The sequence below is a fragment of the Kitasatospora brasiliensis genome (genome assembly GCF_032654805.1).
Taxonomy (GTDB): domain Bacteria; phylum Actinomycetota; class Actinomycetes; order Streptomycetales; family Streptomycetaceae; genus Kitasatospora; species Kitasatospora brasiliensis.
This window is the reverse complement of the sequence record NZ_JAUOOW010000009.1, coordinates 68,984-95,714: the sequence shown is the minus strand read 5'-3', so window position 1 is coordinate 95,714 and position 26,731 is coordinate 68,984. Positions and strand designations below refer to the sequence as shown.

Sequence of the window (26,731 nt, the reverse complement as noted above, 5' to 3'; positions counted from 1 at the left end):
AGCGCCCGCATGTCACCCCTTCCCGACCTGCCGCACAGCGTCCCCGACCTGCTGACCGCGACGGCCGCGCGCTGCCCGCAGCGCCCCGCCGTCCGGCTCGACGAGGAGGTGCTGACCTTCGCCGAGCTGGACGCGCTCAGCGCCCGGGCCGCGCACTGGCTGGCCGCGCTCGGCGTCGCGCCCGGCGACCGGGTGGCCGTGCTGCTGCCCAACGTGCCGGACTTCGCGGTGCTGTACTACGGCATCCTGCGCGCCGGGGCGGTGGTCGTCCCGATGAACCCGCTGCTGAAGGCCCGGGAGATCGAACACTGCCTGGCCGACGCCGAGCCCGCCGTGCTGCTCGCCTGGCAGGCGGGCGTCGAGGAGGCGGCCGAGGGCGCCCGGCGCACCGGGACCAAGCTGGTGCCCGTCGAGCCGGTCGCCCTCGCCGCCGCGCTCGCCGAGCAGCCGGCCGGCCCGCCGGAGACCACCGGGCGCGGGGGAGCGGACACCGCCGTCATCCTCTACACCTCCGGCACCACCGGAGCGCCCAAGGGGGCCGAGCTGACCCACCGCAACGTCGTGTGCAACGTGCGGGCCGGCGTGCAGGTGCTGGAGACGGCCGAGCGGGACGTGATCTTCGGGGGGCTGCCGCTGTTCCACTCCTTCGGCCAGGTGATCGGCCTGAACAGCGCGGTGGCCGTCGGGGCCTGCCTGACCCTGGTGCCGCGCTTCGACCCGCTGGCCGCGCTCGCGATGATCCAGCGCGACCGGGTCAGCGTCTTCCTCGGCGTCCCGACCATGTACGCCCTGATGCTGAACCATCCGCGGCGCACCGAGTTCGACGTCTCCTCGCTGCGGGTGTGCCTGTGCGGCGGCGCTCCGACGCCGCCGGAGGTGCTGCGCGGCTTCGAGGCGGAATTCGGCTGCGTCGTGCTGGAGGGCTACGGGATGTCCGAGTCCTCGCCGCTGGCCTGCGTCAACCGCGGCGACCGGGAGCGGATCGCGGGCACCGTCGGCATCCCGATCGAGGGGGTGGCGATGCGGATCGTCGACGAGTCCGACCAGGAGGTGCCGGACGGCACGGTCGGCGAGGTGGTGATCCGGGGCCACAACGTGATGAAGGGCTACTGGCGCCGGCCGGACACCACCGCGCAGACCGTCCGGGACGGCTGGCTGCACACCGGGGACCTCGGCACCCGCGACGAGCGGGGCGACTTCCGGATCGTCGACCGCCGCAAGGACCTGATCATCCGCGGTGGCTTCAACGTCTACCCGAGGGAGGTGGAGGACGTGCTGTACGAGCACCCGGCGGTGGCCGAGGCCACGGTGATCGGCGTCCCCGACACTGTCTACGGCCAGGAGGTGGCCGCCGCCGTGGTGCTGCGCGACGGAGTGCCGGCCACCCCGGAGGAGATCCGCGGCTTCGTCAAGGAGCGGGTCGCCCCGTACAAGTACCCGAGGCTGGTCTGGACCGTCGACGCGCTGCCCAAGGGGCCGACCGGGAAGATCCTCAAGCGCGAGGTCGTGGTCCCCGAGGGGATCTGAGCCGAAGGGGGCGGCCCGAGGTGAGCCGCCCCCTTCGGAGGACCTGCCGGTGGTCAGACGACCCGGCGCATCCAGCCGTGGACGTCCTCGGCCCGCCCGTACTGGATGTCCAGCATGTGCTCGCGGATCGCGATGGTCTGCTTGCCGGGCGTGCCGTTGCCGATGGTGAACTCGTAGCCCTCGCCCTTGAACCCGACGATCGGGGTGATCACCGCGGCGGTGCCGGCGGCGAACACCTCGGTGAAGGTGCCGTCGGTGGCGCCCGAGCGCAGCTCGGAGAGGGTGACCGTGCGCTCCACCGGGGTCAGCCCGAACTCGCCGGCCAGGGCCAGGATCGAGTCCCTGGTCACCCCGTCGAGGATGTTGCCCAGGGCGGGGGTGACCAGCTCGCCGTCCGCGGTGACCAGGCACAGGTTCATCGTGCCGGACTCCTCCAGGTCGCCCTCGCCGCCGGTGTCGTCCAGGAACAGCACCTGGTCGCAGCCGTGCTTCCGGGATTCGAGCTGGGCGGCCAGGCTGGAGGCGTAGTTGCCGCCGCACTTGGCGGCGCCGGTGCCGCCCCGCCCGGCCCGGGTGTAGTTGCTGCTGACCCAGAGGGTGATGCCGGTGACGCCGCCGGGGAAGTACGGGCCGGCCGGGCTGGCGATCACCGAGTAGGCGATCTCCTCGGCGGGCCGCACGCCGAGGAAGGCCTCCGTGGCGAACATGAACGGCCGCAGGTAGAGGCTCTTCTCATCGGCGGAGTCCGGCACCCACGCCTCGTCCGCGCGGACCAGCTCCTCGACACTGGTGAGGAAGTCCTCCTCCGACAGCACCGGAAGGGCGAGCCGCTCGGCGGAGCGGGCGAAACGGCGGGCGTTGAACTCCGGACGGAACAGCCAGACGCTGCCGTCGGCGTGGCGGTACGCCTTCAGCCCCTCGAAGATCTCCTGGGCGTAGTGCAGCACGGCCGCGCTCGGGTGCATCGAGTACGGCACCAGCGCGCCGACCTTGCGGTCGTGCCAGCCCTCGGCGGGCGTCCAGGCCGCCGAGGCCATGTGGTCGGTGAAGAACTTGCCGAAGCCCGGTGCGGCGAGGATCGTGCGTCGCTCCTCCTCGGGGACGGGATCGGTCGTCCGGAACAGAGGGAAAGCGCGACTCATCGTCAACTCCTCGAAACCGCTGCGAAATCTGTACGAACCGACACCGATCATCGGCGCCATACCCGTCATGCTAACGGTCGTCAGCCGGACGTGATACGGCTCGGCCCGGCCGACCTCCGGGCCGTCAGCCGACGGCCCGGCGGCGGGACGCTACTTCGGGCCGCCCTGGAGGTGGGTGAGCAGGCCGTCCAGGGCGCCGCGCAGGGCGTCGGAGTTGCCCTGGCCGAACCAGGTGGTGCGGATGAGCTCGTTGCTCCCGCCCGGGGTCTCGTGCTCGGCCCCGAGGGTGGGCAGGGAGCGGGTGGTGTCGGCCAGCGAACGGCCGAAGTCCTGGTAGACGCCGCGGACGTAGCGGTCGGCGTCCTCGGCGGGGATGCCCTGGTCGGCGGCCCAGGAGACGAGCGTGGCGAGGAACGCGTAGGTGGCGGACTGGGTGGACGTCACCGCGGACAGCACGTTGAGGGCGGCCTCGTCCGCGACCGGGAGCGCCCCGCCCAGCCGCTCGAAGAAGGCGTCGGTGTCCGGGTGTGAGGGGAACACCACGGTGATCGACTGGCGTTCGCGGATGGTGGGCAGCGGGACGGCGTGGATCACCGTCGCGTCGGTGGCGAGCACCGCGCGCAGCTCGTCGGTGCCGACGCCGGGAATCACGTTGACCACGATCCGGTCCTCGGGCACCTTCAGCCCGGCCAGGGCGGCGCGCCAGTCCTGGCGGCGCAGGGCGAGGATCACCAGGTCGGAGCGGTCCACCACCTCCTGGTTGTCGGCGCACACCCACACGTCCTCGTAGCGCTCGGCCAGCTCGGCGGCGGTGCGCGCGCCCCGCGGGGAGAGGTGGATCTCGGGCACGGTGTCGCCGTCGTGGCGCACGCCCATCACGATGGCCCGGCCGATCTCTCCCACTCCGATGATGCCGATGCGCTTCATGGTGCCTGCCTCCTGGCGTTTCGTTCTTAGGCCGATATGGGAGTCATATCCGTCGCAATCCTCCCCACAGTAGTGCGACCGCCGGGTGCTTCGTGACATGGGACCGTCGCCGGTAAACCCGCGGCCGCCGCGCCGGAACTCGAACAGCGGTGCGGATTCACTCGCGTGCGCAGCGTGATGTGCCGCCCGGGCGGGGGTGTGAGCAGGCTGGTCCCAGCCCCCCACCTCCTTCGAAAGGGTAGGAACCATGGGCATATCGCTGTCCCGCCGCTCGATCTCCTCCGCCGTCACGGTGGCGCTCGCGACCTGCGCGGTCGCCGCCATGGCGTCACCCGCCCTGGCCGCCGGCGCCGCCTCTGACGGCGGCACCGCCGGCAGGTCGGGCGGCGGGGGGAGACCGACGGTGGTCCTGGTCCACGGAGCGTTCGCCGACGCGTCGGGTTGGAACGACGTCGCCGCGAGCCTCATGGACGACGGGTACCCGGTCGTCGCCCCGCCCAACGAACTGCGCGGTCTGCGCAACGACGCCGCCAACGTGGCCAGTGTGCTGAAGAACATCAAGGGCCCGATCGTGCTGGCCGGCCACTCCTACGGCGGCGCCGTCATCTCCCAGGCCGCCGCCGGGAACCCGAACGTGCGGGCCCTGGTCTTCGTGTCGGCGTTCGCGCCGGACGTGGGCGAGTCCGCGGCCGAACTGTCGACGAGGTTCGCCGGCAGCGACCTGCCCGCCGCGATCAACCGCGTCCCGTTCACGGGCCGGGACACCAGCGGGACCGACCTCTACATCAAGGGCGACCGGTTCCGCTCCGTCTTCGCCGGCGACCTGCCCGAGTCCCGGACCCGGCTGATGGCCGCCGAGCAGCGCCCGGTCTCCGACGACGGGTTCGCGGAGAAGGCCACCGCCGCCGCCTGGCGGGACATCCCGTCCTGGTTCGTCGTCTCCCGGCAGGACCGGGCCATCGCCCCCGACCTGGAGCGCTTCGAGGCCAAGCGGGCCAAGTCGCGCACCGTCGAGATCGACTCCTCGCACGTGTCGATGATGTCCCACCCCGATGTCGTCGCCCGCCAGATCCGCGAGGCGGCGGGCGCCACCGATGACGGGCGCGGCAGCGGCAGCGGCCGTGGTGGCAGTGGCAGCGGCAGCGATGGCCGCGGTGGTGGCAGCAGCGGCCGTGGGGGCGGGGCCCCGGCCGAGCTCGCGGCGACCGGCTCGCACGGTCAGGCCGTCGCCGCGGTCGGCGCCGTCGGTGCCGCCGCGCTGCTGTCCGGCTCGGTGCTCACCCGCTTCGCCCGCCGTCGCGACGCCCGCTGAGCAGTCGGCCCGCTGAGCGATCGGCCCGGCCGGGCGCGGGCGACCGAGGGAGGAATTCCCGAGGCCGCCCGCGCCCGGCCGTTCCGGTTCTTCGGCTGTTCAGGCGGCCGGTGCGGCGGCGAAGTCGCGCAGCAGGGCCCAGACCGCCGCGGGCTGCTCCTCCTGGGCGAAGTGCCCGGCGTCGGCGACCACCGCGGTGGTGAGGTCGCGGACGCCCGTGGCGCGGAAGCCCTCGGCGGCGAACCGCCGCAGGTAGGCGTAGGCCGCCATCCCGCCGGCGTCGTGGCCCACCAGGGTGGTGCCGGTCAGGCCGAGCCGCCGGACCAGCGCCTGGACCACCTCGGCCGGTCGGCGCTTCGACCCGCCCTCGACGGCGCCGCTGGAGCCGCCGATCCCGGGCAGGTCGACGGCGATGGTCCGGGCCTCGCCGCCGGCCGCCGTCATCACGCCCAGCCAGGTCCGCCAGGACTCCGGCCGGCCGTGCGGGAACAGGAAGGGTCGGCCCTCGGCGGGGCCGGACTCCACCACGTGGAGCGCGAGGTCGCCGATGGGCACGGTCGAGTGGCGCTGCTGGGCGCCGCACGGCCCGCTCCTGGACGACCTTCCTCGGCGAGCACCGGCTGGCCCAGAGCCAGTACGCGGTGCTGGTCGCCCTCGATCAGCACGGCCCGGCGGTCCAGCGGCGGCCGGCCGAACTCGTCGCCGTGGACGCCCGCAACCTCGTCCCCGTCCTCGACCGGCTGGCGGACCGGCGGCTGGTCGAACGGCGGCCGCACGACACCGACCGGCGCCGGCGCGTCGTCACCCTGACGGACGAGGGGCGCGCGCCGGTCGGGGCGCTCGCCGCCGCGGCCGCCGCCGAGCAGGGCCGTTTCCTCGACGCCCTGACCGCCGCCGAGCGCGAGCACCTCAACGGCCTGCTGCGGCGGCCCTACGACGCGCACGTGCCGAACTGGCCACCGCCGTCCGAGGTCTCGACCACCCCTGCGGCTACCGCCCGGACCGGCTCAGACGTGCGGGACCAGGGCGACCGGGCAGCGGACGTGGTGGACCGCGGCGTGCGCGACCGGGCCGAGGTGAGCGCCGACCAGGGTGCGCCGGATGCGGCGGCCGACCACGAGCAGCCGGGCGCCCTCCGCCGCGTCCACCAGGGCGACGGAGGCGCTGCCCCGGACCAGGTCACTGGTCACCGTGACCTCCGGGTGCCGTTCCCGCCAGGGGTCCACCAGCTCGGCGAAGCGGGCCCGCTCCACGGAGGAGAGCGCGCCGGCCACCCCGCCCATGGCCTCCAGCGCCATGTACTGGCTGCCGACCGGCGGCGACCAGACGTGCACCACCCGCAGCGGCGCCCGGCGCCGCCGGGCCGCGTCGAAGGCGAAGGCCAGCACGTCGTCCGTGGAGTGCTTCAGGTCGAGGCCCACCAGCACCGGGCCGGCCGACTCGGCGGGCTCCGCCCGGACCAGCACCACCGGGCAGCTCGCCCGGCGCAGCACCTCCTGGCTCACCGAACCGACCAGGAAGCCGCGCACCGGGCCCAGGCCGCGGGAGCCGAGCACCAGCAGCGAGGCCGACTTCCCGGCGGCCTCCAGCGCCTCGGCCGGGTCGGTCGGCACGATCGCCGAGGTGACCGGGCCGTCCCCGGCGGCGGCGCGCAGCTTCGCCGCCTGGAGCTCCAGTTGGTCCAGGGCGTGCCGGTACGTCTCCTCGCTGCCGACCACGTCCCGGTGCGGCCACGGCCAGGCCTGGAGGAGGTCGAGCGGGCAGTCGCGGCGCTGCGCCTCCCGCGCCGCCCACTCGGTGGCGGTGGTGCTCTCGGGTGAGCCGTCGAATCCGACGACGACGGGTCCGGTCATGGCCAACTCCTCATCCACTCAGCCACGTCATCCACTCATCCACGCAGCGCGTCCAGGGCGGCTCTCAGACGCCGCGCCGCCTCGTTGGCGACCTCGCCCAGTCCGCCTCCGGGGCCGGCCAGGGCGATCATCGTCTGCGGGTCGACGGCCTCCACCACCGTGCCGTTCCCGTCCGCCCGGACCACCACGTTGCAGGGCAGCAGCAGGCCGATGCGGCGGTCGGCCTGGATCGCGCGATGGGCGAGGGCGGGATTGCAGGCGCCGAGGATCAGGTAGTCCTCGATCTCCGCGCCGATCTTCTCGTGCAGGGTCGCCCGGACGTCGATGGTGCTCAGGACGCCGAAGCCCTGCTCCTTGAGCGCGGCGGTGACCGCCTCCACCGCCTGCGCGAACGGCCGGTCGAGCCGTACGCCGTGACCGTAGTCCATGCTTCCTCCCGGGGATCTCGGCCCTGCGGCCCGCCGTCGCGCCCCGGTCCCGGCCGCGGCCCGGCGACAGGCCCCAGTATCTGCGGCCGTCGGCCCCGCCGCCTCTCGGCGGGTCGGCACCGCCGCCCTGCTGGGGTGGGGTGCCGGGGTGGTACCGCGGTACTACGGGCGCTCGGATGATCGGCCCCCGGTACCACGGATCGGAGCCGTCTCCGCACTTAGCGTAGAGATCGACGGCGGCCGGACGGACCGGCCCCGGAGCACTGGGGTGAGCGATGATCGAGGCGCACCAGCTGACGAAGCGGTACGGGGAGAAGACCGCTGTGGACAGGTTGGACTTCACGGTCCGGCCGGGGACAGTGACGGGCTTCCTGGGGCCGAACGGCGCGGGCAAGTCCACCACGATGCGGATGATCGTCGGGCTGGACGCGCCCACCGGCGGATCGGTGCGGGTGAACGGCCGCCGCTACGCCGAGCACGCGGCGCCGCTCCAGGAGGTCGGCGCGCTGCTGGAGGCGAAGTCGATCCACCCCGGTCGCTCGGCCTTCCACCACCTGATGGCCCAGGCCCACACCCACGGCATCCCACGCCGCCGGGTCGAGGAGGTCATCGAGCTGACGGGGCTGTCGTCGGTGGCCCGCAAACGCGCCGGGGCGTTCTCGCTCGGCATGGGCCAGCGGCTCGGCATCGCCTCGGCCCTGCTGGGGGATCCCGCCACGGTGATGCTGGACGAGCCGGTCAACGGCCTCGATCCGGAGGGCGTCCTGTGGATCCGCAATCTGCTCACCTCACTCGCCGCCGAGGGCCGCACCGTCTTCGTCTCCTCGCACCTGATGAGCGAGATGGCGCTGGTCGCCGACCACCTGATCATCGTCGGGCGGGGCCGGCTGCTGGCCGACACCACCGTGCAGGAGCTGGTCCGCCAGGCCGGCGGTGACGCCGTGAAGGTGGTCAGCGCCGATCCGGCCCGGCTGCGCACCGTGTTGGCCGGCCCCGGGGTGGAGGTCACCGGCCGGGCGGGCTCGGAGGAGCTGCTGGTCACCGGCCGTACGGCCCGCGAGATCGGCCTGGCCGCCGCCGAGCAGGGCATCGCCCTCTTCGAGCTCACCCCCCGGACGGTCTCCCTGGAGGAGGCGTTCATGGACCTGACCCGCGACGCCGTCGAGTACCACGGCACCACCACCGTCGGCACCGCCACGGAGACCCCGAGGAGTGCGGCATGACCACCATCGCACCGAGCCAGCCGTCCGCATCCGCCGACCTGCGGCCCCCACGTCCCCCCTACAAGGTGACGGCGCTGCGGGTGGTGCGCTCCGAGTGGGCGAAGCTGTGGTCGCTGCGCTCGACCTGGATCACCCTCGGACTGGCCCTGCTCTTCCTGGTCGGCTTCGGCCTGATCGCCGCGTACCAGTTCAAGTCGCGGATGACGTCCGGCCGCCCGATGGACCGGGACTTCGCGAACGCGAGCACCCTGAGCCTGTCGCTCTTCGGCACCAATTTCGCCCAGCTGGCCCTCGGCGTCCTCGGCGTGCTGGTCGCCGCCGGGGAGTACTCGACGGGCATGATCCGCTCCACCCTGGCCGCCGTGCCGCGCCGGCTCCCGGTGCTCTGGTCCAAGGCCGCCGTGTACGGGCTGATCGCGCTGGTGCTCGGCACCGCCGGGGTGTTCGCCGTCTTCGTCGCCGACAGCGGCGTCCTCTCCGGCACCCGCGCGGCGATGACGCTCTCCGACGCCGGCGTGGTGCGGGGCCTGCTGGGCGCCGGGCTGTACCTGGCGCTGGTCGGCGTGATCGGCGTGGCGCTGGGCGCGCTGCTGCGCTCGGTGGCCGGCGGCATCGCGGTGCTGGTCGCCACCCTGATGCTGGTCCCCGGGCTGACGTCGCTGCTGCCCAGCTCCTGGCAGAGCCACATCAGCCCCTACCTGCCCAGCCACGCGGGCGAGGCGATGTTCGCCCTCAACCACGACTCGACCACCCTCTCGCCGACGGTCGGCCTGGCAGTCTTCCTCGGCTGGACGGTCCTCGCCCTCGGAGCGGCGGCCGTTCGACTGGTGCGCACCGACGCCTGAGAGACTCGATGCGGAGACCATCCGCCGCGGCGCCGGGGCAACCGGCGCCGCACCCACGACGACGACAGCCCGACCGACCAGGGAGGTGCCACCGATGAGCGAGCACGTCACCGCCGCGAGCCCGTACCCAGGCATCGGCGCACCGCCGGCGGGCGCCTCGGTGGCCGACACCTCGGCCGCCGACGCCCTGTCCGGCCACCCGCTGTACGCCCGACTGGCCCGGATCGGCCAGCGGCTGCGGCAGGCGGACCGCGACCACCCCTGGGGGCTCGACGCCGCCCTGCTGGTCGTCGTCGTCCTGCTCTTCTGCGTGCCCGATCTCCTCCACGGCCGCTTCGAGGGCGGTGCGCGCGACCACCGGATCGTGCTGGTCCGGCCCCCGCTGCCGCAGATCGCGGCCCTGCAGGCCGGCCTGGTGCTGCCGCTGCTGTGGCGCCGTCGGCGGCCCACCGCCGCCTTCGCCGCGATCATGGCGGTGTTCGTCCTCCAGTGGTCGCTGCACATCGGGCTGCGCGCCGACGCCGCCCTGCTGGTCGCCCTCTACAGCCTGGCGCTGCACGGCCGGCTGCGGCACCTCGCGTGGTCCTGCGCGGCCATGGCGGTGGCCGTCGCGCCCGTCGCGGTGGCCGTCTCCGGCGGCGGGCTGCCGGTCGGCGACGCGCTGTTCTTCCTGTTCAGCGCCGCGACGGCGGCCGTGGCCCTGGGCATCGCGGTGCGCGTGCGACGCGCCCAGCTCGCGGGGCTGCGGGATCGGGCCGCCCGGCTGGAGATCGAGCGCGACCAGCGCAGCCGGCTCGCCGCGGCCACCGAGCGGGCCCGGGTGGCCCGGGAGATGCACGACATCGTCGGCCACAACCTGTCCGTCATCGTCACCCTGGCCGACGGCGGCGCGTACGCGGCCCAGGCCGCCCCCGAACGCGGCCGGGAGGCCCTGCTGCTGATCGGCGACACCAGTCGGCAGGCGCTGGGCGAACTGCGGCGGATGCTCGGTGTGCTGCGCGACCAGGGAGACCAGGGCGCCGAGTACACCCCGCAGCCCGGCATCGCCGACCTCGACGGGCTGTGCGCCCGGATCCGCGCGGCCGGCCCGCAGGTGGTGTACACGGCCGCAGGCGCCCTGGACCAGCTGGACAAGGGCGTCCAGCTGATGGCCTACCGGATCGTCCAGGAGGCGCTGACCAACACCCTCAAGCACGCCGGCCCCGAGACCCGCGCCCGGGTGACGCTCACCGCCGGCCCAGACCTCCTGCGGGTGCGCGTCCAGGACACCGGCCCGCCCGGCGGCTCCCGCTGGCACGGGCGCACGGACGGATACGGCCACGGCCTGGCCGGGATGCGCGAACGCGCGGCCCTTTACGGGGGCACCGTCACGGCGGGCCCGGCACCCGGTGCAGGATGGGCGGTGGAGGCCGTGCTGCACCTCACCCCGAGCCAGGCGCCCACCGCCGGCCCGGCCCTCGCCCCCGACCAGGCCTCGGCTCCGGACCTGGCCTTCACCTCCGACCAGGCCCTCACTCCCCACCCGACAGGCGGCCCGACGTGACCACCGTCCTCATCGTGGACGACCAGCCCCTCCAGCGCTACGGCTTCCGGATGCTGCTGGAGAGCCAGCCCGACACCGAGGTGGTCGGCGAGGCGGCCCACGGCGGCGAGGCCGTCCGGCTGACCGCCGACCTGCGCCCCGACGTCGTCCTGATGGACATCCGGATGCCCGGCATGGACGGCATCGAGGCCACCCGCCACATCGTCGCCACCGGCGGGCGCTCGCGCATCCTGGTGCTGACCACCTTCGACCTCGATGAGTACGCCCACGCCGCGCTGCGCGCCGGAGCCAGCGGCTTCCTGCTCAAGGACGCCCGCCCGGAGGAGCTGCTGGCCGGCATCCGCGCGGTCTCCGAGGGCGACGCCGTGGTCGCCCCGGCCATCACCCGGCGGCTGCTCGACGCCTACGCCCACCGCCTGCCCGTCCGACCGCCCGGCACCGCCCCCGCCGCGGACCCTCGGCTGGACGCCCTGACCGAGCGCGAGCGGGAGATCCTGATGGCCATCGCCCGCGGTTGGTCCAACAGCGAGATCGCCCAGAGACTGGTGCTGGCGGAGTCGACGGTCAAGACGCACGTCAGCCGGGTGCTGTCCAAGATCGGCGCCCGGGACCGCGTCCAGGCGGTGATCTTCGCCTACGACCGAGGCCTGACCCGCCCCCACCCGCCCGTCTGACGGCGCAGGGCCGCCCGCCGCCGGGCCGCCGCCGACCGCCGCCGGGGCCGCTGCCTCATGCGCCCGGGACAACGGGTGGAGCAGACTTCAACCATCCGGAGGGGCCCGGCGAGGAGAGGGCGACCATGGTGGTGGAGAGCACACGACGAGCCTGGTGGCGGCCCCGGCCCGGTTCGGCGGAGCGGCAACTGGCCGCGGCCGGACTGGTCGCGCTCCTCTGCCTGGTGGCCGGAGGCCTCTGGGCCGGGTACGTGCTGAGCCACCTGGGCGCGCCCGGCATCTCGATGCCCGCCCACAACCTCGCCAAGCTCGGCTACGGCCTAGCCTCCGTCGCCGGCGGTGTGCTGCTGCACGCCCACCGGCCCGGCAACCAGCTCGGCTGGGTGTTGCTCGTGTACGGGACAGCGGTGATCGTCCCGCTCGCCGCCCAGACGCCGCTCTGGGTCGAGGGTGGCGACCCGCACGCGGTCGGGGCCGTGGTGGTCCTGGTGTCGGTGGGCTTCACCATCAGCGGCGCGCTGTGGCACGCGCTGCCGCTGTGGTTGCCGTACGGGACGCTGCCGAGCAGGCGGTGGTGGTTCGCGATCGGCGCCGTGGCCCTGTGGCGGCTGCCCCCGGCCGGCTACTCCTTCTACGGGCGCACCGCGTTCGGCCAGCCCAACCCGTTCGCCGGCAGCGCCCTGGCGAACTGGCTGGAGGCCTTCAACCACCGGATGATCGACGCCCAGCTCGCCGTGTTCGTCGCGCTGACGGTCCTGGTGGTCCTCGTCCCGCTCACCCGGATGCGCGAGGTGTCCCGGCAGCGCCGGCAGAACGTCCTGATCGGTCTGGGCGTGTACCTCCTGTGGGGCGGGGCCGAATTCGGCTACTACTTCGACCAGCAGAACACGGCCTCGTACATCGCGTACGCGATCACCTCGGGACTGTGGACCGTCACCCTGGCCGCCGTCGTGGTCCGGGACGGGTCCTGGAGGCTCGACCGCGCCGCCCGGCGGGTGCTGGTCGGCCTGCTGGTCGCGACCGGGCTGGCGGTGCTGTTCGTGGTGGTGGCCTGTGTGCTCTCCACCATGTGGATACCCGGTCGCGGCCTCGGGGCGCTGGCGGTGGTCGCCGTCGTCTTCCTGCTCGCGATCGGCCTGCCCCGGGGAGTGCGTTGGGCCTCCGGCGTCGTCGACCGCTGGTACTACGGCTCGCGCGCGCAGCCGTACCAGGTGCTGCGCAACCTGGCCGGGCGGGTCAGCCAGACCGTCGACCCGCAGGAGGTGCCGGAGGTGCTGTGTCGCACCGTCGCCGACGAGCTGCGGCTGCCCGGTGTGGAGCTGACCGTCTCCACGCGCAGCGGCGAACGGTCTCTGGCCGCCATCGGGGAGCTCTCCGGCAGCGGCGAAGGCTTCCCCCTGGTGCACCGCGGGGACCAGATCGGGCGGCTCACCGTCGCTCCGCGCGAGGGCCAGCGGGTGCTCGACAAGAGCGACCGCGACATCCTGCGCTCGCTCGCCGACCAGGCCGCGCCCGCCGTCGCCTCGCTCCAGCTGGCGGAGGACCTGCGGGCCAGCCGTGAGCGGATCGTCGGGGCCCGCGAGGAGGAGCGCCGCCAGCTGCGCCGGGACATCCATGACGGGCTCGGCCCGATGCTGGCCGGGCTGCGGCTACGCCTCCAGGGGGCGGCCGCGGTGGACGACCCGACGCTCTACTCCGCCGTGCTGGACCGGGTCGCGGACGACCTCGCCATGGCGGTCCGGGAGGTCCGGCGGATCACCGACCGGCTCGGACCGACGGTCCTGGGTGACTACGGCCTGTCCTGCGCGTTGGCCCGGCTCGCCGACACGTTCAGCGGCGCGGACCTCACCGTCACCACCCGGCTGGAGCCCGACCCGCTGCCGGAGCTGCCCGCCGCCGTCGAGGTCGCGGTCTACCGGATCACGGCGGAGGCGCTCAACAACGTGCTGCGCCACGCCCGTGCGAGCAGCGCCACGGTGTCCGTCCGGGCATTCGCCGGGCGGCTGGAACTCGATGTCGAGGACGACGGGCGGGGCCCGGGGCACGGCCTCCCGGAGCACCAAGGGGTGGGGCTGCGGTCGATGTCCGAGCGGGCCGCGGAGATCGGCGGCAGCTGCACCGTGGACGCCCTGCGACAGGGCACCCGGGTGCACGCGGTGCTCCCGCGCCGACCCGCGAGCTGCTGACGGGAGAGGGTTGCTGACGGGAGAGGGCCGCCGAGTGGCGAGAGCCGTGCCCGTGAGACGTCCGCGCTGGTGCGGGCCCGGTAGGGAAAGGGCCCCCGGCGCGACGGGTGCCGGCCGGGGGCGGGGAGCTTCGAAGGATTCGGGGGTGATTGGTCAGCAGTCCGGGGGTGAGCAGCCGTGGGTGTGGATGGTGCCGTGGCCGCCGCGGTGGGGCCGCTTCGCTCCGGGCGCGCCCTCGGTGCCCGGGACCGGGCACCTGCACGCCCGGATGGCGGCAGCGACGCTCACGGCGGCGAAGACGGCGGCGACACCGGCGGCCACCAGCGCGGTGCCGGCCGTTCTGTCGGTCATGGGGTCCTCCACGGGAATCTCCGCAGGCAGGTCCGCTTCGACCTGCCCTCCCATCCGACCGCCGACCCCGCCCCAGCCGCATGGGGCCATGGTCCCCTCCCGGTCCTGTCGTGCGGATGGGCCAACACCGGACGGAAACCGCCGGAGATGGACACCGGAACGCGCTATGGCGGGTCGGGACCGGCGTCGGGAACGGGTTCGTTCACTAACATCGACAGTAGCCCCCGGCGATGCCCGTGATATACGAAATGCATTCACCATGGCGCGGCCGGAGCCGGATTTCCGGAGGTCCGTGGGCGAACGCGTGAAGCGACGGCATCGAGGAAGGGCGACTGAAGAAGGTGCGCAACCATGACCGCTGAAACGGATACCGGGCACGGACCGGTGACGGGCGCCCCGCTGCGGCGGCGCGGCGAGGCGCTGGAGAGCGCCATCTACGAGGCGGTCGTCCAACAGCTCACCACCGTCGGCTACGCCCGGCTGACCATGGAGGGCGTGGCCGCCGCCGCGCAGACCGGCAAGGCCGCCCTCTACCGCCGGTGGTCGTCCAAGGAGGAACTGGTCAAGGACGCGCTGCGGGCCAGCCTGCCGCCGGCCGGTCCGGCCCCTGACACCGGCAGCCTGCGCGGGGACCTGCTGGAGGTGGTCACCAGGCTGCGCACCGCCATGTTCAGCGAGCTGGGCGCGGCCGTGCGGGCCATCATGAGCGAGCTGGACCACCAGCGGGCGCACGCCTTCGTGGAGATCGTGGTGGGGCGGGTGGTCGAGCCGACCACGGCGCTGATCGCCGAGGTGCTGGACCGCGGCACCACGCGCGGCGAGGTCCGCCCCGGGGCGGTCACCCCACTGGTCACCGACCTGGTGCCGGCGCTGATGCTGTACCGGATCAAGATGTGCGGCGGGGACGTGGTGCGGCTCGACCCGTCGGCGATCGTGGACGAGCTGCTGCTGCCGATCGTCCGTCCCTGACGGGGGAGACCCCTCGTCGCGAAACGCGGCCGGGCAATGTCGTCACCGGCCGAAATCCCGCGGGTGTGGTTCCGGAAGGAATTCCCGCGGGATTTCGGCGACAAGGCTCGGTGCCAGGCCCTCAGGGCGGGTCGGCTCAGGCCCCGCTGTGGCGGAGCATGTCCTCGCGCTCGACGACCTTGACCCGCTCGCGCTGCTCGGCCTCGCCGAGCGCCCGCTCGTGGGCGTCCAGCAGCTTCCAGCCGTCCCAGGTGGTGAACCGGACGCCCTGCGCGCGCAGGTGCTCCTCGACCGCCGCCGGGTCCGGCTCCTCCGCGCCGGGCAGTCGGCCGCCCGCGTGGTCGTCCAGCAGGCAGGCGACGGTCTCGTTGGCGTCGCCCTTGGTGTGGCCGATCAGGCCGACCGGCCCCCGCTTGATCCAGCCGGTGACGTACGTGGCGGTGCGGTGCGAGCCGTCGCCGTCCAGGACCCGGCCGGCCTCGTGCGGGACGGTGCCCGCGACCGGGTCGAACGGCAGCTTGGGCAGCTCGTCGGAGTAGTAGCCGACCGCGCGGTAGACCGACTGCACGTCCCAGTCGGTGAAGCGGCCGGTGCCGCGCACGTTGCCGGTGCCGTCCAGCTCGGTGCGCTCGGTGCGCAGGCCGACGACCCGGCCGTCCTCGCCGAGGACCTCGGTCGGGGACTCGAAGAAGTGCAGGTACACCCGGTGCGGGCGGTCGCCCACGTCGCGGATCGCCCAGTTCTCCACCGTCGCGGCGACCAGGTCGACGTGCTTGACGGCGCGGCGCTCGGCGATCGAGCCCTCGTCGTACTCGATGTCCTCGGGGTTGACGATCACCTCGATGGTCGGGGAGTGGTCCAGCTCGCGCAGCTCCATCGGGCTGAACTTGGCCTGGGCCGGGCCGCGGCGGCCGAAGACGTGCACCTCGACGGCACGGTTGGCCTTGAGGCCGTCGTACACGTTCGGCGGGATCTCGGTGGGCAGCAGCTCGTCGGCGGTCTTGGCGAGGATGCGGGCGACGTCCAGGGCGACGTTGCCGACACCGAGGACGGCGACCTTCTCGGCCTCCAGCGGCCAGGTGCGGGGCACGTCCGGGTGACCGTCGTACCAGGAGACGAAGTCGGCCGCGCCGTAGGACCCGTCGAGGTGGATGCCGGGTATGTCCATGGCGCGGTCGGCCATCGCGCCGGTGGAGAAGACCACCGCGTCGTAGAAGCGGTGCAGGTCGTCCAGGGCGAGGTCGGTCGGGTAGTCGACGTTGCCGAACAGCCGGACCTGGGGCTTGTCGAGCACCTGGTGCAGGGCGGTGACGATGCCCTTGATGCGCGGGTGGTCGGGCGCGACGCCGTAGCGGATCAGACCGAAGGGGGCGGGCATCCGTTCGAACAGGTCGATCGAGACGCCGGGAGCCTGGGCGGCGTCGGACTTCAGCAGGGCATCCGCGGCGTAGATGCCGGCGGGGCCGGCTCCGACGATCGCGACTCGGATCGGGCGGGGCATGACGGGGTGGTCCTCCGGTCGGGCGCGGCGCAAGGTTGTTTGAACCTTTGTAGCAAACCTGATGGCTGACCTGTGAAGTAGGCGGTGTTGATCTATGAGGTCATAGGTTTGCCCTATGGCTTGGCGGGGCCTATCGGCGGGGCCGTCCGGGCCGGTAGCGTCGCCGGGTGACCACGACGACCGACTCCGCCACGGCGAGCTCCGGCCGCGACCGGCCGCCGCTGGTGACACGGCCCCTGCTGCTGCGCTTCGTCTCCCTGCTCGGCTCCGCCATCGGATTCAACCTGCTGCTCTCCGCCGTGCCGCTGTACGCCCAGGAGTCCGGCGGCGAGCACGCGGCGGGCCTGGCCACCGGCGCGCTGATGCTCGCCACCGTGATCGGCGAACTGGCCACCCCGTCGCTGACCGCCCGCTTCGGCTACCGCCCGGTGCTGGCGGCCGGGCTGGTGCTGCTCGGCGCGCCCACGCTGGTGCTGGTGTGGACCGGCGGCATGGCGGCGGTGCTGGCGGTCTGCCTGCTGCGCGGACTCGGCTTCGCGGTCGCCCTGGTGGCGGGCGGCGCGCTGACCGCCGCGCTGATCCCGGCCGAACGGCGCGGGGAAGGGCTCGCGCTGATCGGCGTGGTCGCCGGAGTGCCCGCCCTGTTCGGTCTGCCGCTCGGCGTCTGGCTCTCCCAACACGTCGGCTGGTCCTGGGTGTTCGCGATCGGGGCGGCGGCGCCACTGGCCGCGGTGGCCTCCGTCCCGGCGCTGCCCGACCGCACCCGGGCCGCCGGGCCGACGGTGGGCCTGCGCCAGGGGCTGCGCAGCGGCGCGCTGCTGCGCCCGGCCCTGGCGTTCGCCGCCACGGCGCTGGCGGCCGGGATCATGGTCACCTTCCTGCCGCTCGCCGTACCGTCCGCCGCCGTCGTCGCGGTGGCGCTGGTGGTCCAGCCCGCGGCCACGGTGCTGACCCGCTGGCTGGCCGGGCGGTACGGGGACCGGAGGGGCCCGGCCGGGCTGGTGCTGCCCGCCCTGCTGGCGGCCGTGGCCGGGGTGCTGCTCCTGGCCTCGACCGGCAGCGCGGTCGCGGTGGTGGCCGGGGCAGCGGTGTTCGGCGCGGGCTTCGGTGTCGCGCAGAACGCGACGCTGGCACTGATGTACACCCGCGTGCCGCCGGCCGGGTACGGCACCGTGACGGCCCTGTGGAACGTCGCCTACGACGGAGGGATGGGCATCGGCGCGGTCGCCTTCGGGGCGGTCGCGAGCCGGACGGGCTACCCGTGGGCGTTCGTGCTCACCGCGGTCGTGATGCTCGCCGCGCTCGCCCCGGCCTGGCGCGACCGCCGCGGGGGTCGGGGCAGCGGCGGCTGAGAGCGTGGCTTCAGAGGGTGTCCCAGGGGACGCCGGCCCAGGCGGCGCCGAGGGCTTCGACCAGCGCGCCCCCGTCGCCGGGGAAGGCCGTCCGGTCGATGCCGGCCAGCGGTTGGCAGGGGCACAGGGAGTTGGCCGCCGCGCCGGCCTCCAGGCTCGGCAGGTCGGCGGAGGTCAGCGGCAGCACCGCCCAGGGCACTCCGACCCGGGTCAGGCCGCGTTGCAGCAGCTGCATCGTGACACCCGGCAGGACGTCCGCGTCGGGCCAGACGACCTGCCGGCCGTCCCAGAACGCGACGTTCCACACCGAGCCCTCGCGAAGGCGCCCGTCCCGCCCCACGAACAGGACGTCGTCGCGCACCTGCATCGACGTGAAGTGCCCGAAGTTGCGCACCGCCACCCGGTGCACGTCCTCGACTTCGGCGGGCCGACCGTTGATCTCGATGTTCAGCACCCGGGCCATGCTTCCACAGCGCCGCCCAGGGCGACGGGGGTTTCACCGGGTACGGGGCCGCGGACCGACACGCACGGGCCCGGCCGTTGCTCGACTTGCCGCAGGCCGGGCGCTTGGATGGGCCCGGCCTGGTCAACGCCCGGAGGCGGCTCGCCGGCCCCCGGCAAGCCGAGGAGTCACCACCGTGCACGACACCCCCGACCCCGCCGTCGTGGCCCGCCGGATCGCCGAACGGCGCGAGCAGCTGGGCCTCAGCGAGGACGCCCTGGCCAACCGGGCCGCGATGGCCCCCCGTTACCTGCGGCTGCTGGTCGACGCCGGGCCGGCCTTCGACCCGGCGGGCTTCCTGCGGATCGCCGCCGCCCTCGGCAGCACCCGCGCCGAGCTGCTGTCCGGCCGCACCGACGCCCCGCCCGGACAGGGCGGCCCCGGTCCGCGCCCCCGGCTGCTCGACCTCACCGAGCAGGAGTGCTGGCACCTGGTCGGCAGCCACGGCATCGGCCGGGTCGCGCTGCCGGTCGAGCCGGGGCCGGTGGTGCTGCCGGTCAACTACGTGGTCGACCAGGGCTGCTTCGCCTACCGCACCGGCGAGCACGACGCCGCCGCCCCGGAGGAGGGGGCCGGGGTCTCCTTCCAGGTCGACCACATCGACGAGTACCTCGGCCGCGGCTGGAGCGTGCTCGCCCTCGGCCCGGCCCACTACGTGGACGACCCCCACGAGCTGAAGCGCCTGGCCGGCCTGCCCGGCGCGGCCCCCTGGGCGGGCGGGGAGCGGCCGCGCTGGGTGCGCATCCACCCGGAGGAGATCAAGGGGCGGCGGCTGGTCACCGGCTGAGGCGCCGTGCGGGAGTCCCATGTCCCTTTCCATGATGGGGTGTTGGGCGATCTCCATGGTGTCGTCGGGCGCCGGCCCGGCCCCGTGGACTGGCGCGGCGATGACTGATAAGCAGGGCCAGTGGCGGCCGGGTGCCGGGCCAAGGTGCTCAGGGCCGCCGGTCCGGGATGTACCACCAGGAGAGCAGGGGCGATGCGCAGAGTTCTGATCGTCGGCGCCGGACAGGCCGGACTCCAACTGGCCCTGGGGCTCCAGGCCCACGGCTACGACGTGACGGTGCTGACCGACCGCGGCCCGGAGGAGGTGCGCGGCGGCCGGGTGATGTCCAGCCAGTGCATGTTCGACTCCGCGCTGCGCACCGAGCGCGCCCAGGGCCTGGACCTGTGGGCCGACCGGGCGCCCCGGATCGAGGGCCTCGGGGTGTCGGTGGCCGAGCCGGAGTCGGCGCGGACGATCGACTGGGTCGGGCGGCTGGACGCCCCCGCGCAGTCCGTCGACCAGCGGCTGAAGATGTCCACCTGGCTGGAGCTGTTCGCCCGGCGCGGCGGCCGGGTCGAGCTGCGCCAGGTGACCGCCGCCGACCTCCAGAACCTGGCCGGCGCGTACGACCTGGTGCTGGTCGCCTCCGGAAAGGGCTCGCTGGCCTCGCTGTTCGAGCGCGACCACGAGCGCTCCCCGTACGAGCGGCCGCAGCGCGCGCTGGCCGTCAGCTATGTGCGCGGCCTCGGGCAGCGCCCCGAGCACGACTTCCCGGCGGTGCGCTGCAACCTGCTGCCGGGCGTCGGCGAGCTCTTCATGGTGCCGGCGCTGACCGAGGACGGGCCCTGCGACATCCTGGGCTGGGAGGCGCTGCCCGGCGGCCCGGCGGACGTCTTCGACGGGATCCGCGATCCGGCCGAACACCTGAGGGTGACACTGGAGTTGATGAAGACCTTCACCCCGTGGGAGTACGACCGCGCCCGCGCCGGGGTCGAACTCACCGACGCCGGCGGCACGCTGGCCGGGCGCTTCACCCCGGGGGTGCGCCGCCCGATCGGCGAACTTCCCGGCGGCGGCACGGTGTTGGGCGTCGCGGACGTGGTCGTCCTCAACGACCCGATCGCCGGCCAGGGTTCCAACAACGCCGCCAAGTGTGCCGCCTCCTACCTGGCGGCGATCCTCGCCCATGGCGACAAGCCCTTCGACCGGGCCTTCCAGCAGGCCGCCTTCGACGGGTTCTGGCGGATCGTCGCCCCCTCCACCGACTGGAGCAACCAACTGCTCGCGCCGCCGCCCCCGCACGTCCTGCGGATCATCGAGGCCGGGGGTGAACTGCCCGCGGTGGCCCGCCGGTTCGCCAACGCCTTCGACGATCCGGCGGACCTGGAGGAGTGGTACTTCGACCCGGCCAGGACGGAGGCCTACCTGGACTCGGTCGCGGCCGGCCGGTGACCGGCGGCGCGGCGAGCCGTGAACCAGGCCTGGAATAGGCCATTCCGCTCCCACCGGCTACGCTCGGCCCCTGTCGAACAAGCGATGGGGTGGGCAGGGCAATGGGCAGGTGGGAGAGGGCGCTGGACGCGGCCGGCGTGCGGGAGGCCGGGCTGCGGGCCGACTACGGCCGGCAGCGCCGGCAGGTCGCCCGGTACAAGCGGGAGATCGCCCTCGCCGCCGACCTGCTGCTGCCCGCCCGGATGGTCCCGCATGTGATCGCGGCCGCCGCCTTCATGCACCGCACCGACACCCTGATCGACAGCGGCCCGATCGCCGAACGCCGGGCGGCGTCCGCCCGTTGGCAGCGGCAGGTCGCCGACAGCCTCGCCGCCGACCGCAGCGACGACCCCGAACTGCGCCCCCTGCTGAACAGCATCGAGGCCCACCCCGTCCTGCGGGAGCGGGTGCTGGACTTCCTCGCCGCGACCGAGGCCGACCTGGACTTCACCGGCTTCGCCACCGAGCAGGACTACCAGGCCTACGTCGACGGGTACTCGCTGCCCGCGTTCATGGTGGTCGCCGCGCTGATCGGCCCGGACGGCGACCAGCGCGAGTACCGCGCCGCCTGCCGCACCTTCATCGACGGCAGCCAGCGGCTCGACTTCGTCAACGACCTCGCCGAGGACCTCGCGGACGGCCGGCTGACCATCCCCGAGCAGACCCTCGCGGAGCACGGCGTCACCCGCGCCGACCTGGAGCAGGCCCGCGACCTGCCCGCCGTCCGGGCCCTGCTTGCCGCTTCGCTCGACCGGGCCGGCCGCACCCTCGCCGAGGGCAAGGCCGTCATCGACCTGGTGCCGCCCGCCCACCGGCCGATGGTTCGCTGCATCGTCGGCGTGGAGGAGCTCACCGGCGCCGCCGCCCGGGCCGACCTCGGCGCCCTCCTGCGCCGCTCGGCCGGGCCCGCCAAGCCCGCCGCGCTGCGGCTGCTGGCCCGCGAGTACCTCCGGGCCCGCCGGTCGCGCGGCTGACCCGGGTATCGGACCTGGTGAGGGCGGGCGGAGGTAGCGTCCACAAACGGAACCTCCCTTTGTCGTAGCCGATCCGGCGGGTCGGTCGGCCCCCTGTCCCGGGTCGGGCGGCCTGGCTAGCATGAGCCCGCTCAGCGTGCAGGACCCAACGACCCGATTCATTGGGAGGACCCCCATGAGTGCCCTGATGACTGACGTCCGCGACGCCGGACCACTGGAGATCGACGAAGACGCCATCGTCTTCGAGGACACGTTCGACGTCGACCTCGCCCCGGTCGCCTGCCTCGCCGACCCGTGGGTGACGTACGTCCCGACCCGCTTCCCCTGTGAGTTCAACTCCTGATCCACCCGGATCCGAAGAAGCGGTGGCCACGGCGGACCGGGGAGGACGGAACGATGAGCGCACCGCCCGAGCCCGGCTCCGCCGCGGCATCGGCCCAACTACGCTTCCGGGCCGAACAGTTGGCCGCTCAGACCCCCGGCCCGCACCGCCCGCTGCGCGGCGACGGCCAGTGGTGGTACCTCCAGGACCCCCGGATGCCGCAGCTCGCCCACGGCTGGAAGCTGCACCTGTCCGCCCGCCCGGAGCGGCTCGCGGCACTGCTGGAGGTGGCGCTCCCGATCCTGCTGCGCCGCGTCTGCGACGTGAAGTTCGCGCTCGATGCCGCCACGCTGGGAGAGCTCAACAGCGGCCGGCACGGTGCCGCCGCCGTCGGCAAGGCCGTCACCGTGTACCCCCGACCGGAGGAAGTCCGGTCACTGGGGCAGGAGTTGGCGCAGGGCCTGGCCGGCTGGGACGGCCCCGCCGTGGTGAGCGACCGCCCAGTCCGGTCGGACGCCCCGGTGTACTACCGCTACGGGCCGTTCCGGGTCACCGAGGACGAGGCGGAAGCCGGCATGACCGGCCCGGACGGCTCGGTGTTCCCCGGCCTGGCCGAGGCCCGCTACCGTCGGCCGCCCTGGGCGAGTGACCCGTTCGAGGAGCCCGGCGCCCCCGCCCGGCCGGCGACCACCAAGGTCGGCGACGGCCGCTACCGGATCACCGCCGGCATCACCCGCGCGCCGAGCGGCCACGTCTACCGCGCGGTCGAACTCGCCACCGGACGCGAGGTGGTGGTCAAGCAGGCCCGGGCCTTCGTCGCCGAGGACGGCGCGGGCACCGACGCGCGCGGCCGGCTGCGGCACGAGCGCCGGGTGCTCGCCGCGCTGGCCGGGGTGCCCGGAGTGCCGCCGCTGGTCGACTACTTCCGGCACGGCACCGACGAGTACCTGGTCAGCGGCGCCTGCGGGCGGATCGACCTGCGCCGCCGGGTCCTCACCTCGGGCCCGTACGGCCAAGGCTGGTGGACGCTGGCGGGCCGGCTGCTGCGGGTGCTGGACGCGGTGCACGCGCGCGGCGTGGTGGTGTGCGACCTCAAGCCCGCGAACGTGGTGCTCGACCACGACGGCCGGCCCGCGCTGGTCGACTTCGGGGTGAGCGCCCTGGACGGCGAACGCCCGCCGGGCGCCACCGCCGGGTACGGCCTGCCCGGCGCCACCGGGACGGACCCGGCCGAGGACCTCTACGCGCTCGGCACCACCCTGCACCACGCCCTCACCGGCCTCGACCCGGTGGTGATCGACCGCGACCCGGCGACCAACCGGGACCGCACCCTGGCCTGCCTGCGCGCCGCCCTCCCGGAACCCGGCCACCCGGCGGCGGAGCTGATCGAGGACCTGCTGAGCTTCGACCCGCTGCGGCGCACCGCCACGGCCGCGCTGCTGCGGGAGGGACGGACGCCGTCACGCCGCAGGGCCTCGGCGCGGCCGGGCGGCGGCCGGGCGGCCGAGGCGCTCGACCACACCGTCACCACCTGCGTACGGATGGCCGGCGAACTGGTCGCCGCCGGTCCGGGCACCGAGCGGCCCCGCACCCTGCTCTCGCTGTACGACGGCGCGGCCGGCCTCGGCCTCGAACTGCTCCAGCACCCGGACCGCCCGGACGCCCGCGCCGCCGCCGCCGAACTGGCCCGCTGGACGGCCGCCCACCCGGCTCTCGGCCGCCTGGACGGCTCGCTGTACCAGGGGCGCCTGGGCGTCGACCTGTTCCTCGCCGAGGCCGCCGCCGCGCTGGGCACCGAACCCCCGGAGCACCGCCGGTACCAGGGGACGGGCACGGACCAGATCGCCGGCGCGGCCGGGATCGGAACCGGGCACCTGCTGCTCGCCGCCGTCGGCCCGCACGCCGCCGCGCACCGCGCGGCGGCGGCCGAGTGCGCCGCCCGGCTGAGCGCCCACCCCCTCGACAACCTCGGGGAGGAGCCCAACCCCGGCACCGCCGCCCTCGCCGAGGGCTTCGCCCACGGCCGCGCGGGCATCGCCCACTTCCTGCTCGCCATGCCCGACGAGGCCTCCCGGCGCACCTCCCGCCGGATCGTGGACGGTCTCGCCGCCGACCTCCCCGGCATCCTCGCCGCCGCCCGCGCCCCCGGGGCGACCCGCCGCTACCTCGCCTGGTGCCGGGGGCTGGCCGGGCTCGGCACCCTGCTGGTCCAGGCCGGCCGGCGGTACGGCGACGACGCGCTGCTGGCGCTGGCCGCCGAGGCCGCCGACACCTGCCGGGCGCTCGCCCCGAGAACCGCGCAGGTCTTCCGCTGCTGCGGCCTGGCGGGCGTCGGTGACCTGCTCGTCGACCTCGCGGAGGCCACCGGCGAGGCCCGGCACCGGGCCGCCGCCGAGGAACTGGCCGCACTGATCCTGACCCGGGCCGGCGGCCCGCCGAACCGGCCGCTGCTGCCCGGCCGCCGGCCCGACGCGGAATCCCGGGCCTGGGCGGTCGGGACCCCGGGCGTCACCACCTTCCTGCGCCGCCTCACCCGGCGCGGCGGCCCGGTACCGGGCCTGCTGCCCTTGGGCTGACCCTGGGACGCTCCTGATGATCATGGAACGGATACCCTCGGCCCGTGACCGATCGCGGCAACGCCCTTCCTGCCTTCCGCCTCCACGTCGTGCCCGTCGACGCCACGCCGGACGACTACTGGGCGGAGGTCGGGTTCGACGAATCGGGCCGGCCCTTCCTGGACTCGATCCACGCCATGGCGCAGGCCGTCGCAGTCACCGGCCCCTCCGGCCGCTGGGGCTGCTGGGGCGAGCGGGACCCGGAGGTCGCCGTCGTCCGCGGCTTCCCGGACGAGGCCGCCCGGCAGGAGTGGTGCGCCCGGTACGGGCCGGGCGTCGACGCCGCCGGCGCGCTGGAGTTCTGGCTGCCGCGAACCTTCCGCGGCCGGACCTTCGACTGCGCGGAGCCCGTGCGCCTCGCCGCCTTCTGGTGCGAGGTGCCGGGATACGTCATGCCTCGGTCCCGGAGGGCTTTGCCACGTGGGAGGAGCACCACCGCTCGCTGCCGCCCGAGGATGAGAACTACTTCGCGTGCACTGATCCTTCGGGTGTGGCCCCGCGGGCGGGCAACGCCGTGCATCGCGTAGGCGCACACCGTCGCCTCTCAGGGGCAGTCGCGCGGGATCTTCCGGGTCTTCATCCGGGCGAAGGCGTGCTGGACGCGGGCGCGAACCCGTTGGCGGTCGTGGTTGTGTGCGGCCTGCCGGCCAGTCGGTTCGCCGCCTCGGGGTCGGCGGTGCGGGATGACGAGGCCGGTTCCCGGGTGGCCGCCGTCGGTCCAGGACGGCTCGGACGCCGTGATCACAGGAGACTCCCCTCAGGCGATCCGGCCGCCGAAGAAGACCTGCACCTCCCGGATCAGCCCGTCCCGCACCGTGATCGCCTCCATGTTGCGGTACCGGCCGCCGGTGGCCGGCTCGTACTCGTAGTGGACGAAGACGAGTTCGCCGTCGGCGGGCGTGACGTGCAGCAGCCGCTGTTCGCTGAACCGGTCGGCGGTGGGGAAGCAGCGCCGGAAGAACGCCTCCTTGCCGATGTGGTCGTCCTGCGGGCTGGTGAAGGTGAAGTCCTCGGCGTACAGCGGCAGGGCCGCCTCCCGGTCCTGCGAGCGGTAGCAGCGGAACGCCGCCTCGACGACGCTCGCGGGGGTGCCGTTCGGGTCGTTCATGCGAACTCCGTTCATACGATCTCCCTGGTTCGGTGTCAGTCCGCCAGACCCAGCGGGTCCGGGGCGGGGTCCAGCAGCTCGGGGCCGTTGTTGCGGACGCTGTTGACGGTGGTGGGGACGGCGCGCACGTGCAGGGCACCGTCGGCGGGGCGGCGCAGCAGGTGGTGGAGTCCGGCGGGGTCGGCGGGGGCGGGGGAGAGCCAGGTGGCGAGGTCGTCGGCAGCGACGGTGAGGGGCATCCGGTCGTGGACCCGGCCGGCGGAGTCGGTGGCGTCGGTGGTGATCACGGTGGCGGTGGCGAGCCAGGCGAGCGGGTCGTCCTCGGGGCGGGTGCGGTCGCGCCAGAACTCGTAGAGGCCGGCCATCAGCATCACACCGCCGGTGCTGAGGAAGTACGGCTGCTTGTACTTCTTGCGGTCGGCGGTGGCGGGGACCTCGCGCCACTCGAAGTAGCCGTCGGCGGGGATCACGCAGCGCCGGGCGGTGAAGGCCTTGCGGAAGGCCGGCTTGGTGTCGACCGTCTCCGAGCGGGCGTTGATCATCCGGGCGCCGCCGGACGGGTCCTTGGCCCAGGACGGGACCAATCCCCAGCGCAGCGGCCGCAGTTGGCGCAGCAGCTCGCCGGTCTCGTGGTCGACGCGTTCCAGCACGGCCGGGACCGGGTCGGTGGGGGCGACGTTCCAGCTCGGCGCGAAGGTCTCGGCCGGGTCCCACCGGAGTTCTCCGAGCAGCGAGACGAGGTCCTGGGGCGTGGTGGTGGAGACGAAGCGGCCGCACATGCCCCCAGCCTGCCACGCGGCACCGACAAGGGCGCTCAGCACTCGCGCTCCGCCCACGGGCGCATCTTCTCCGGGTTGCGGACGGCGCAGACGCGGGTGATGTCCGCGGCCTCGATGCTTCACCTGCTCGCCGCCGTCCTGGCCTGGAAGCCGGGTGCCGGATGGCCGCGTCCGATCCTGTACGCCTCCGGCTTCCTGGTATTCGCCTCGGCGCGGGTGGTGCCGGGCATCGCGCACCTCCCGTCGGTCCAGGTGCCGCCGGGCGTACTGATCTTCGGCCTGGGCGTGGCGGCGCTGGTGCGGTCGCCGGCCGGGCGCTCGGGGCGGGCGTGCGGGAGCGG

24 protein-coding genes and 4 pseudogenes are annotated in these 26,731 nt (G+C 74.4%); 17 read left to right on the top strand and 11 right to left on the bottom strand.

Annotated elements, in window-relative coordinates; all coding sequences use genetic code 11:
• Positions 1-9: 9 nt before the first annotated feature.
• The gene (locus QWJ13_RS30675) at positions 10-1,527 is read left to right on the top strand and encodes a long-chain-fatty-acid--CoA ligase (RefSeq protein ID WP_316528592.1); all 1,518 of its coding nucleotides are present in this window, start codon (positions 10-12) and stop codon (positions 1,525-1,527) included.
• 53 nt (positions 1,528-1,580) lie between these two features.
• Here QWJ13_RS30675 and QWJ13_RS30670 read toward each other — a convergent pair whose 3' ends face one another.
• Positions 1,581-2,669, bottom strand: coding sequence for a branched-chain amino acid aminotransferase (locus QWJ13_RS30670; RefSeq protein ID WP_316528590.1), 1,089 nt, complete (start codon positions 2,667-2,669; stop codon positions 1,581-1,583).
• A 150-nt stretch (positions 2,670-2,819) separates the two neighbouring features.
• Positions 2,820-3,596, bottom strand: coding sequence for an NAD(P)-binding domain-containing protein (locus tag QWJ13_RS30665; RefSeq protein ID WP_316528588.1), 777 nt, complete (start codon positions 3,594-3,596; stop codon positions 2,820-2,822).
• A 247-nt stretch (positions 3,597-3,843) separates the two neighbouring features.
• On the opposite strand from QWJ13_RS30665, the gene QWJ13_RS30660 reads away from it, so the two are divergent.
• Entirely contained in the window at positions 3,844-4,908 is a 1,065-nt protein-coding gene (locus QWJ13_RS30660) for an alpha/beta fold hydrolase (protein ID WP_316528587.1), read from the top strand.
• Between the two features lie 99 nt (positions 4,909-5,007).
• Here QWJ13_RS30660 and QWJ13_RS30655 read toward each other — a convergent pair whose 3' ends face one another.
• On the bottom strand, positions 5,008-5,463 hold the full coding sequence (locus tag QWJ13_RS30655) for an alpha/beta fold hydrolase (protein ID WP_316528586.1): 456 nt from the start codon (positions 5,461-5,463) through the stop codon (positions 5,008-5,010).
• A 65-nt stretch (positions 5,464-5,528) separates the two neighbouring features.
• Between QWJ13_RS30655 and QWJ13_RS34445 the strand changes: the two are divergent.
• Positions 5,529-5,687: pseudogene (locus tag QWJ13_RS34445) on the top strand (MarR family transcriptional regulator); the annotation flags it as partial.
• Positions 5,688-5,915: 228 nt separating this feature from the next.
• On the opposite strand, the gene QWJ13_RS30650 reads toward QWJ13_RS34445, so the two are convergent.
• Positions 5,916-6,761, bottom strand: a complete 846-nt coding sequence (locus QWJ13_RS30650; protein WP_316528585.1) for a universal stress protein — start codon at positions 6,759-6,761, stop codon at positions 5,916-5,918.
• A 35-nt stretch (positions 6,762-6,796) separates the two neighbouring features.
• Entirely contained in the window at positions 6,797-7,189 is a 393-nt protein-coding gene (locus QWJ13_RS30645; RefSeq protein ID WP_316528584.1) for a DUF302 domain-containing protein, read from the bottom strand.
• A gap of 275 nt (positions 7,190-7,464) precedes the next feature.
• Between QWJ13_RS30645 and QWJ13_RS30640 the strand changes: the two genes are divergently transcribed.
• From QWJ13_RS30640 to QWJ13_RS30620, 5 genes are all read left to right on the top strand, one after another.
• The gene (locus tag QWJ13_RS30640; RefSeq protein WP_316528583.1) at positions 7,465-8,412 is read left to right on the top strand and encodes an ABC transporter ATP-binding protein; all 948 of its coding nucleotides are present in this window, start codon (positions 7,465-7,467) and stop codon (positions 8,410-8,412) included.
• Positions 8,409-9,257, top strand: a complete 849-nt coding sequence (locus QWJ13_RS30635) for an ABC transporter permease (protein WP_316528582.1) — start codon at positions 8,409-8,411, stop codon at positions 9,255-9,257. Before QWJ13_RS30640 ends, QWJ13_RS30635 begins: the two co-directional genes overlap by 4 nt.
• Positions 9,258-9,351: 94 nt before the next feature.
• Positions 9,352-10,800: a sensor histidine kinase gene (locus tag QWJ13_RS30630; RefSeq protein WP_316528580.1), complete on the top strand. Its 1,449-nt coding sequence runs from the start codon at positions 9,352-9,354 to the stop codon at positions 10,798-10,800.
• Positions 10,797-11,474 (top strand): response regulator, encoded by a 678-nt coding sequence (locus QWJ13_RS30625; RefSeq protein WP_316528579.1) that lies wholly within the window; start codon positions 10,797-10,799, stop codon positions 11,472-11,474. Before QWJ13_RS30630 ends, QWJ13_RS30625 begins: the two co-directional genes overlap by 4 nt.
• Positions 11,475-11,599: 125 nt before the next feature.
• Entirely contained in the window at positions 11,600-13,660 is a 2,061-nt protein-coding gene (locus QWJ13_RS30620; protein WP_316528578.1) for a sensor histidine kinase, read from the top strand.
• A 153-nt stretch (positions 13,661-13,813) separates the two neighbouring features.
• Here the strand turns inward: QWJ13_RS30620 and QWJ13_RS30615 are convergent, their stop codons facing one another.
• Positions 13,814-14,011 carry a hypothetical protein gene (locus QWJ13_RS30615; RefSeq protein WP_316528577.1) on the bottom strand — a complete coding sequence of 66 codons (198 nt, stop codon included), beginning with the start codon at positions 14,009-14,011 and terminating at the stop codon, positions 13,814-13,816.
• 351 nt (positions 14,012-14,362) lie between these two features.
• Between QWJ13_RS30615 and QWJ13_RS30610 the strand changes: the two genes are divergently transcribed.
• The gene (locus QWJ13_RS30610; RefSeq protein WP_316528576.1) at positions 14,363-14,980 is read left to right on the top strand and encodes a TetR-like C-terminal domain-containing protein; all 618 of its coding nucleotides are present in this window, start codon (positions 14,363-14,365) and stop codon (positions 14,978-14,980) included.
• A gap of 136 nt (positions 14,981-15,116) precedes the next feature.
• Here the strand turns inward: QWJ13_RS30610 and QWJ13_RS30605 are convergent, their stop codons facing one another.
• On the bottom strand, positions 15,117-16,481 hold the full coding sequence (locus tag QWJ13_RS30605) for an FAD-dependent oxidoreductase (RefSeq protein ID WP_316528575.1): 1,365 nt from the start codon (positions 16,479-16,481) through the stop codon (positions 15,117-15,119).
• A gap of 167 nt (positions 16,482-16,648) precedes the next feature.
• Between QWJ13_RS30605 and QWJ13_RS30600 the strand changes: the two genes are divergently transcribed.
• On the top strand, positions 16,649-17,833 hold the full coding sequence (locus tag QWJ13_RS30600) for an MFS transporter (RefSeq protein ID WP_316528573.1): 1,185 nt from the start codon (positions 16,649-16,651) through the stop codon (positions 17,831-17,833).
• A 10-nt stretch (positions 17,834-17,843) separates the two neighbouring features.
• On the opposite strand, the gene QWJ13_RS30595 is transcribed toward QWJ13_RS30600, so the two are convergent.
• A complete protein-coding gene (locus QWJ13_RS30595) occupies positions 17,844-18,287 on the bottom strand; it encodes an aminotransferase class IV (RefSeq protein ID WP_316528571.1) in 444 nt (147 codons plus the stop codon).
• Positions 18,288-18,471: 184 nt separating this feature from the next.
• Here QWJ13_RS30595 and QWJ13_RS30590 point away from each other — a divergent pair, with 184 nt between their 5' ends.
• The 6 genes and pseudogenes from QWJ13_RS30590 to QWJ13_RS30565 form a co-directional block, all read left to right on the top strand.
• Complete coding sequence (locus QWJ13_RS30590) at positions 18,472-19,122, top strand: pyridoxamine 5'-phosphate oxidase family protein (RefSeq protein ID WP_316528570.1); 651 nt, start codon at positions 18,472-18,474, stop codon at positions 19,120-19,122.
• A 192-nt stretch (positions 19,123-19,314) separates the two neighbouring features.
• Entirely contained in the window at positions 19,315-20,553 is a 1,239-nt protein-coding gene (locus tag QWJ13_RS30585; protein WP_316528569.1) for a styrene monooxygenase/indole monooxygenase family protein, read from the top strand.
• A gap of 101 nt (positions 20,554-20,654) precedes the next feature.
• Positions 20,655-21,566, top strand: coding sequence for a phytoene/squalene synthase family protein (locus QWJ13_RS30580; protein WP_316528568.1), 912 nt, complete (start codon positions 20,655-20,657; stop codon positions 21,564-21,566).
• A 187-nt stretch (positions 21,567-21,753) separates the two neighbouring features.
• A complete protein-coding gene (locus QWJ13_RS30575) occupies positions 21,754-21,909 on the top strand; it encodes an SflA family class IV lanthipeptide (protein ID WP_316528566.1) in 156 nt (51 codons plus the stop codon).
• Positions 21,910-21,962: 53 nt separating this feature from the next.
• Positions 21,963-24,464 carry a class IV lanthionine synthetase LanL gene (gene lanL / locus QWJ13_RS30570; RefSeq protein ID WP_316528565.1) on the top strand — a complete coding sequence of 834 codons (2,502 nt, stop codon included), beginning with the start codon at positions 21,963-21,965 and terminating at the stop codon, positions 24,462-24,464.
• A gap of 344 nt (positions 24,465-24,808) precedes the next feature.
• Positions 24,809-25,005: pseudogene (locus QWJ13_RS30565) on the top strand (VOC family protein); the annotation flags it as partial.
• Here QWJ13_RS30565 and QWJ13_RS34440 read toward each other — a convergent pair.
• From QWJ13_RS34440 to QWJ13_RS30555, 3 genes and pseudogenes are all read right to left on the bottom strand, one after another.
• Positions 25,006-25,218: pseudogene (locus QWJ13_RS34440) on the bottom strand (IS5/IS1182 family transposase); the annotation flags it as partial.
• 42 nt (positions 25,219-25,260) lie between these two features.
• Positions 25,261-25,611, bottom strand: a complete 351-nt coding sequence (locus tag QWJ13_RS30560) for a nuclear transport factor 2 family protein (RefSeq protein WP_316528564.1) — start codon at positions 25,609-25,611, stop codon at positions 25,261-25,263.
• Positions 25,612-25,646: 35 nt separating this feature from the next.
• Positions 25,647-26,390 (bottom strand): SOS response-associated peptidase, encoded by a 744-nt coding sequence (locus QWJ13_RS30555; RefSeq protein ID WP_316528563.1) that lies wholly within the window; start codon positions 26,388-26,390, stop codon positions 25,647-25,649.
• 75 nt (positions 26,391-26,465) lie between these two features.
• Here QWJ13_RS30555 and QWJ13_RS30550 point away from each other — a divergent pair.
• A pseudogene (locus QWJ13_RS30550) lies at positions 26,466-26,693 on the top strand (hypothetical protein); the annotation flags it as partial.
• Between the last annotated feature and the right edge of the window lie 38 nt (positions 26,694-26,731).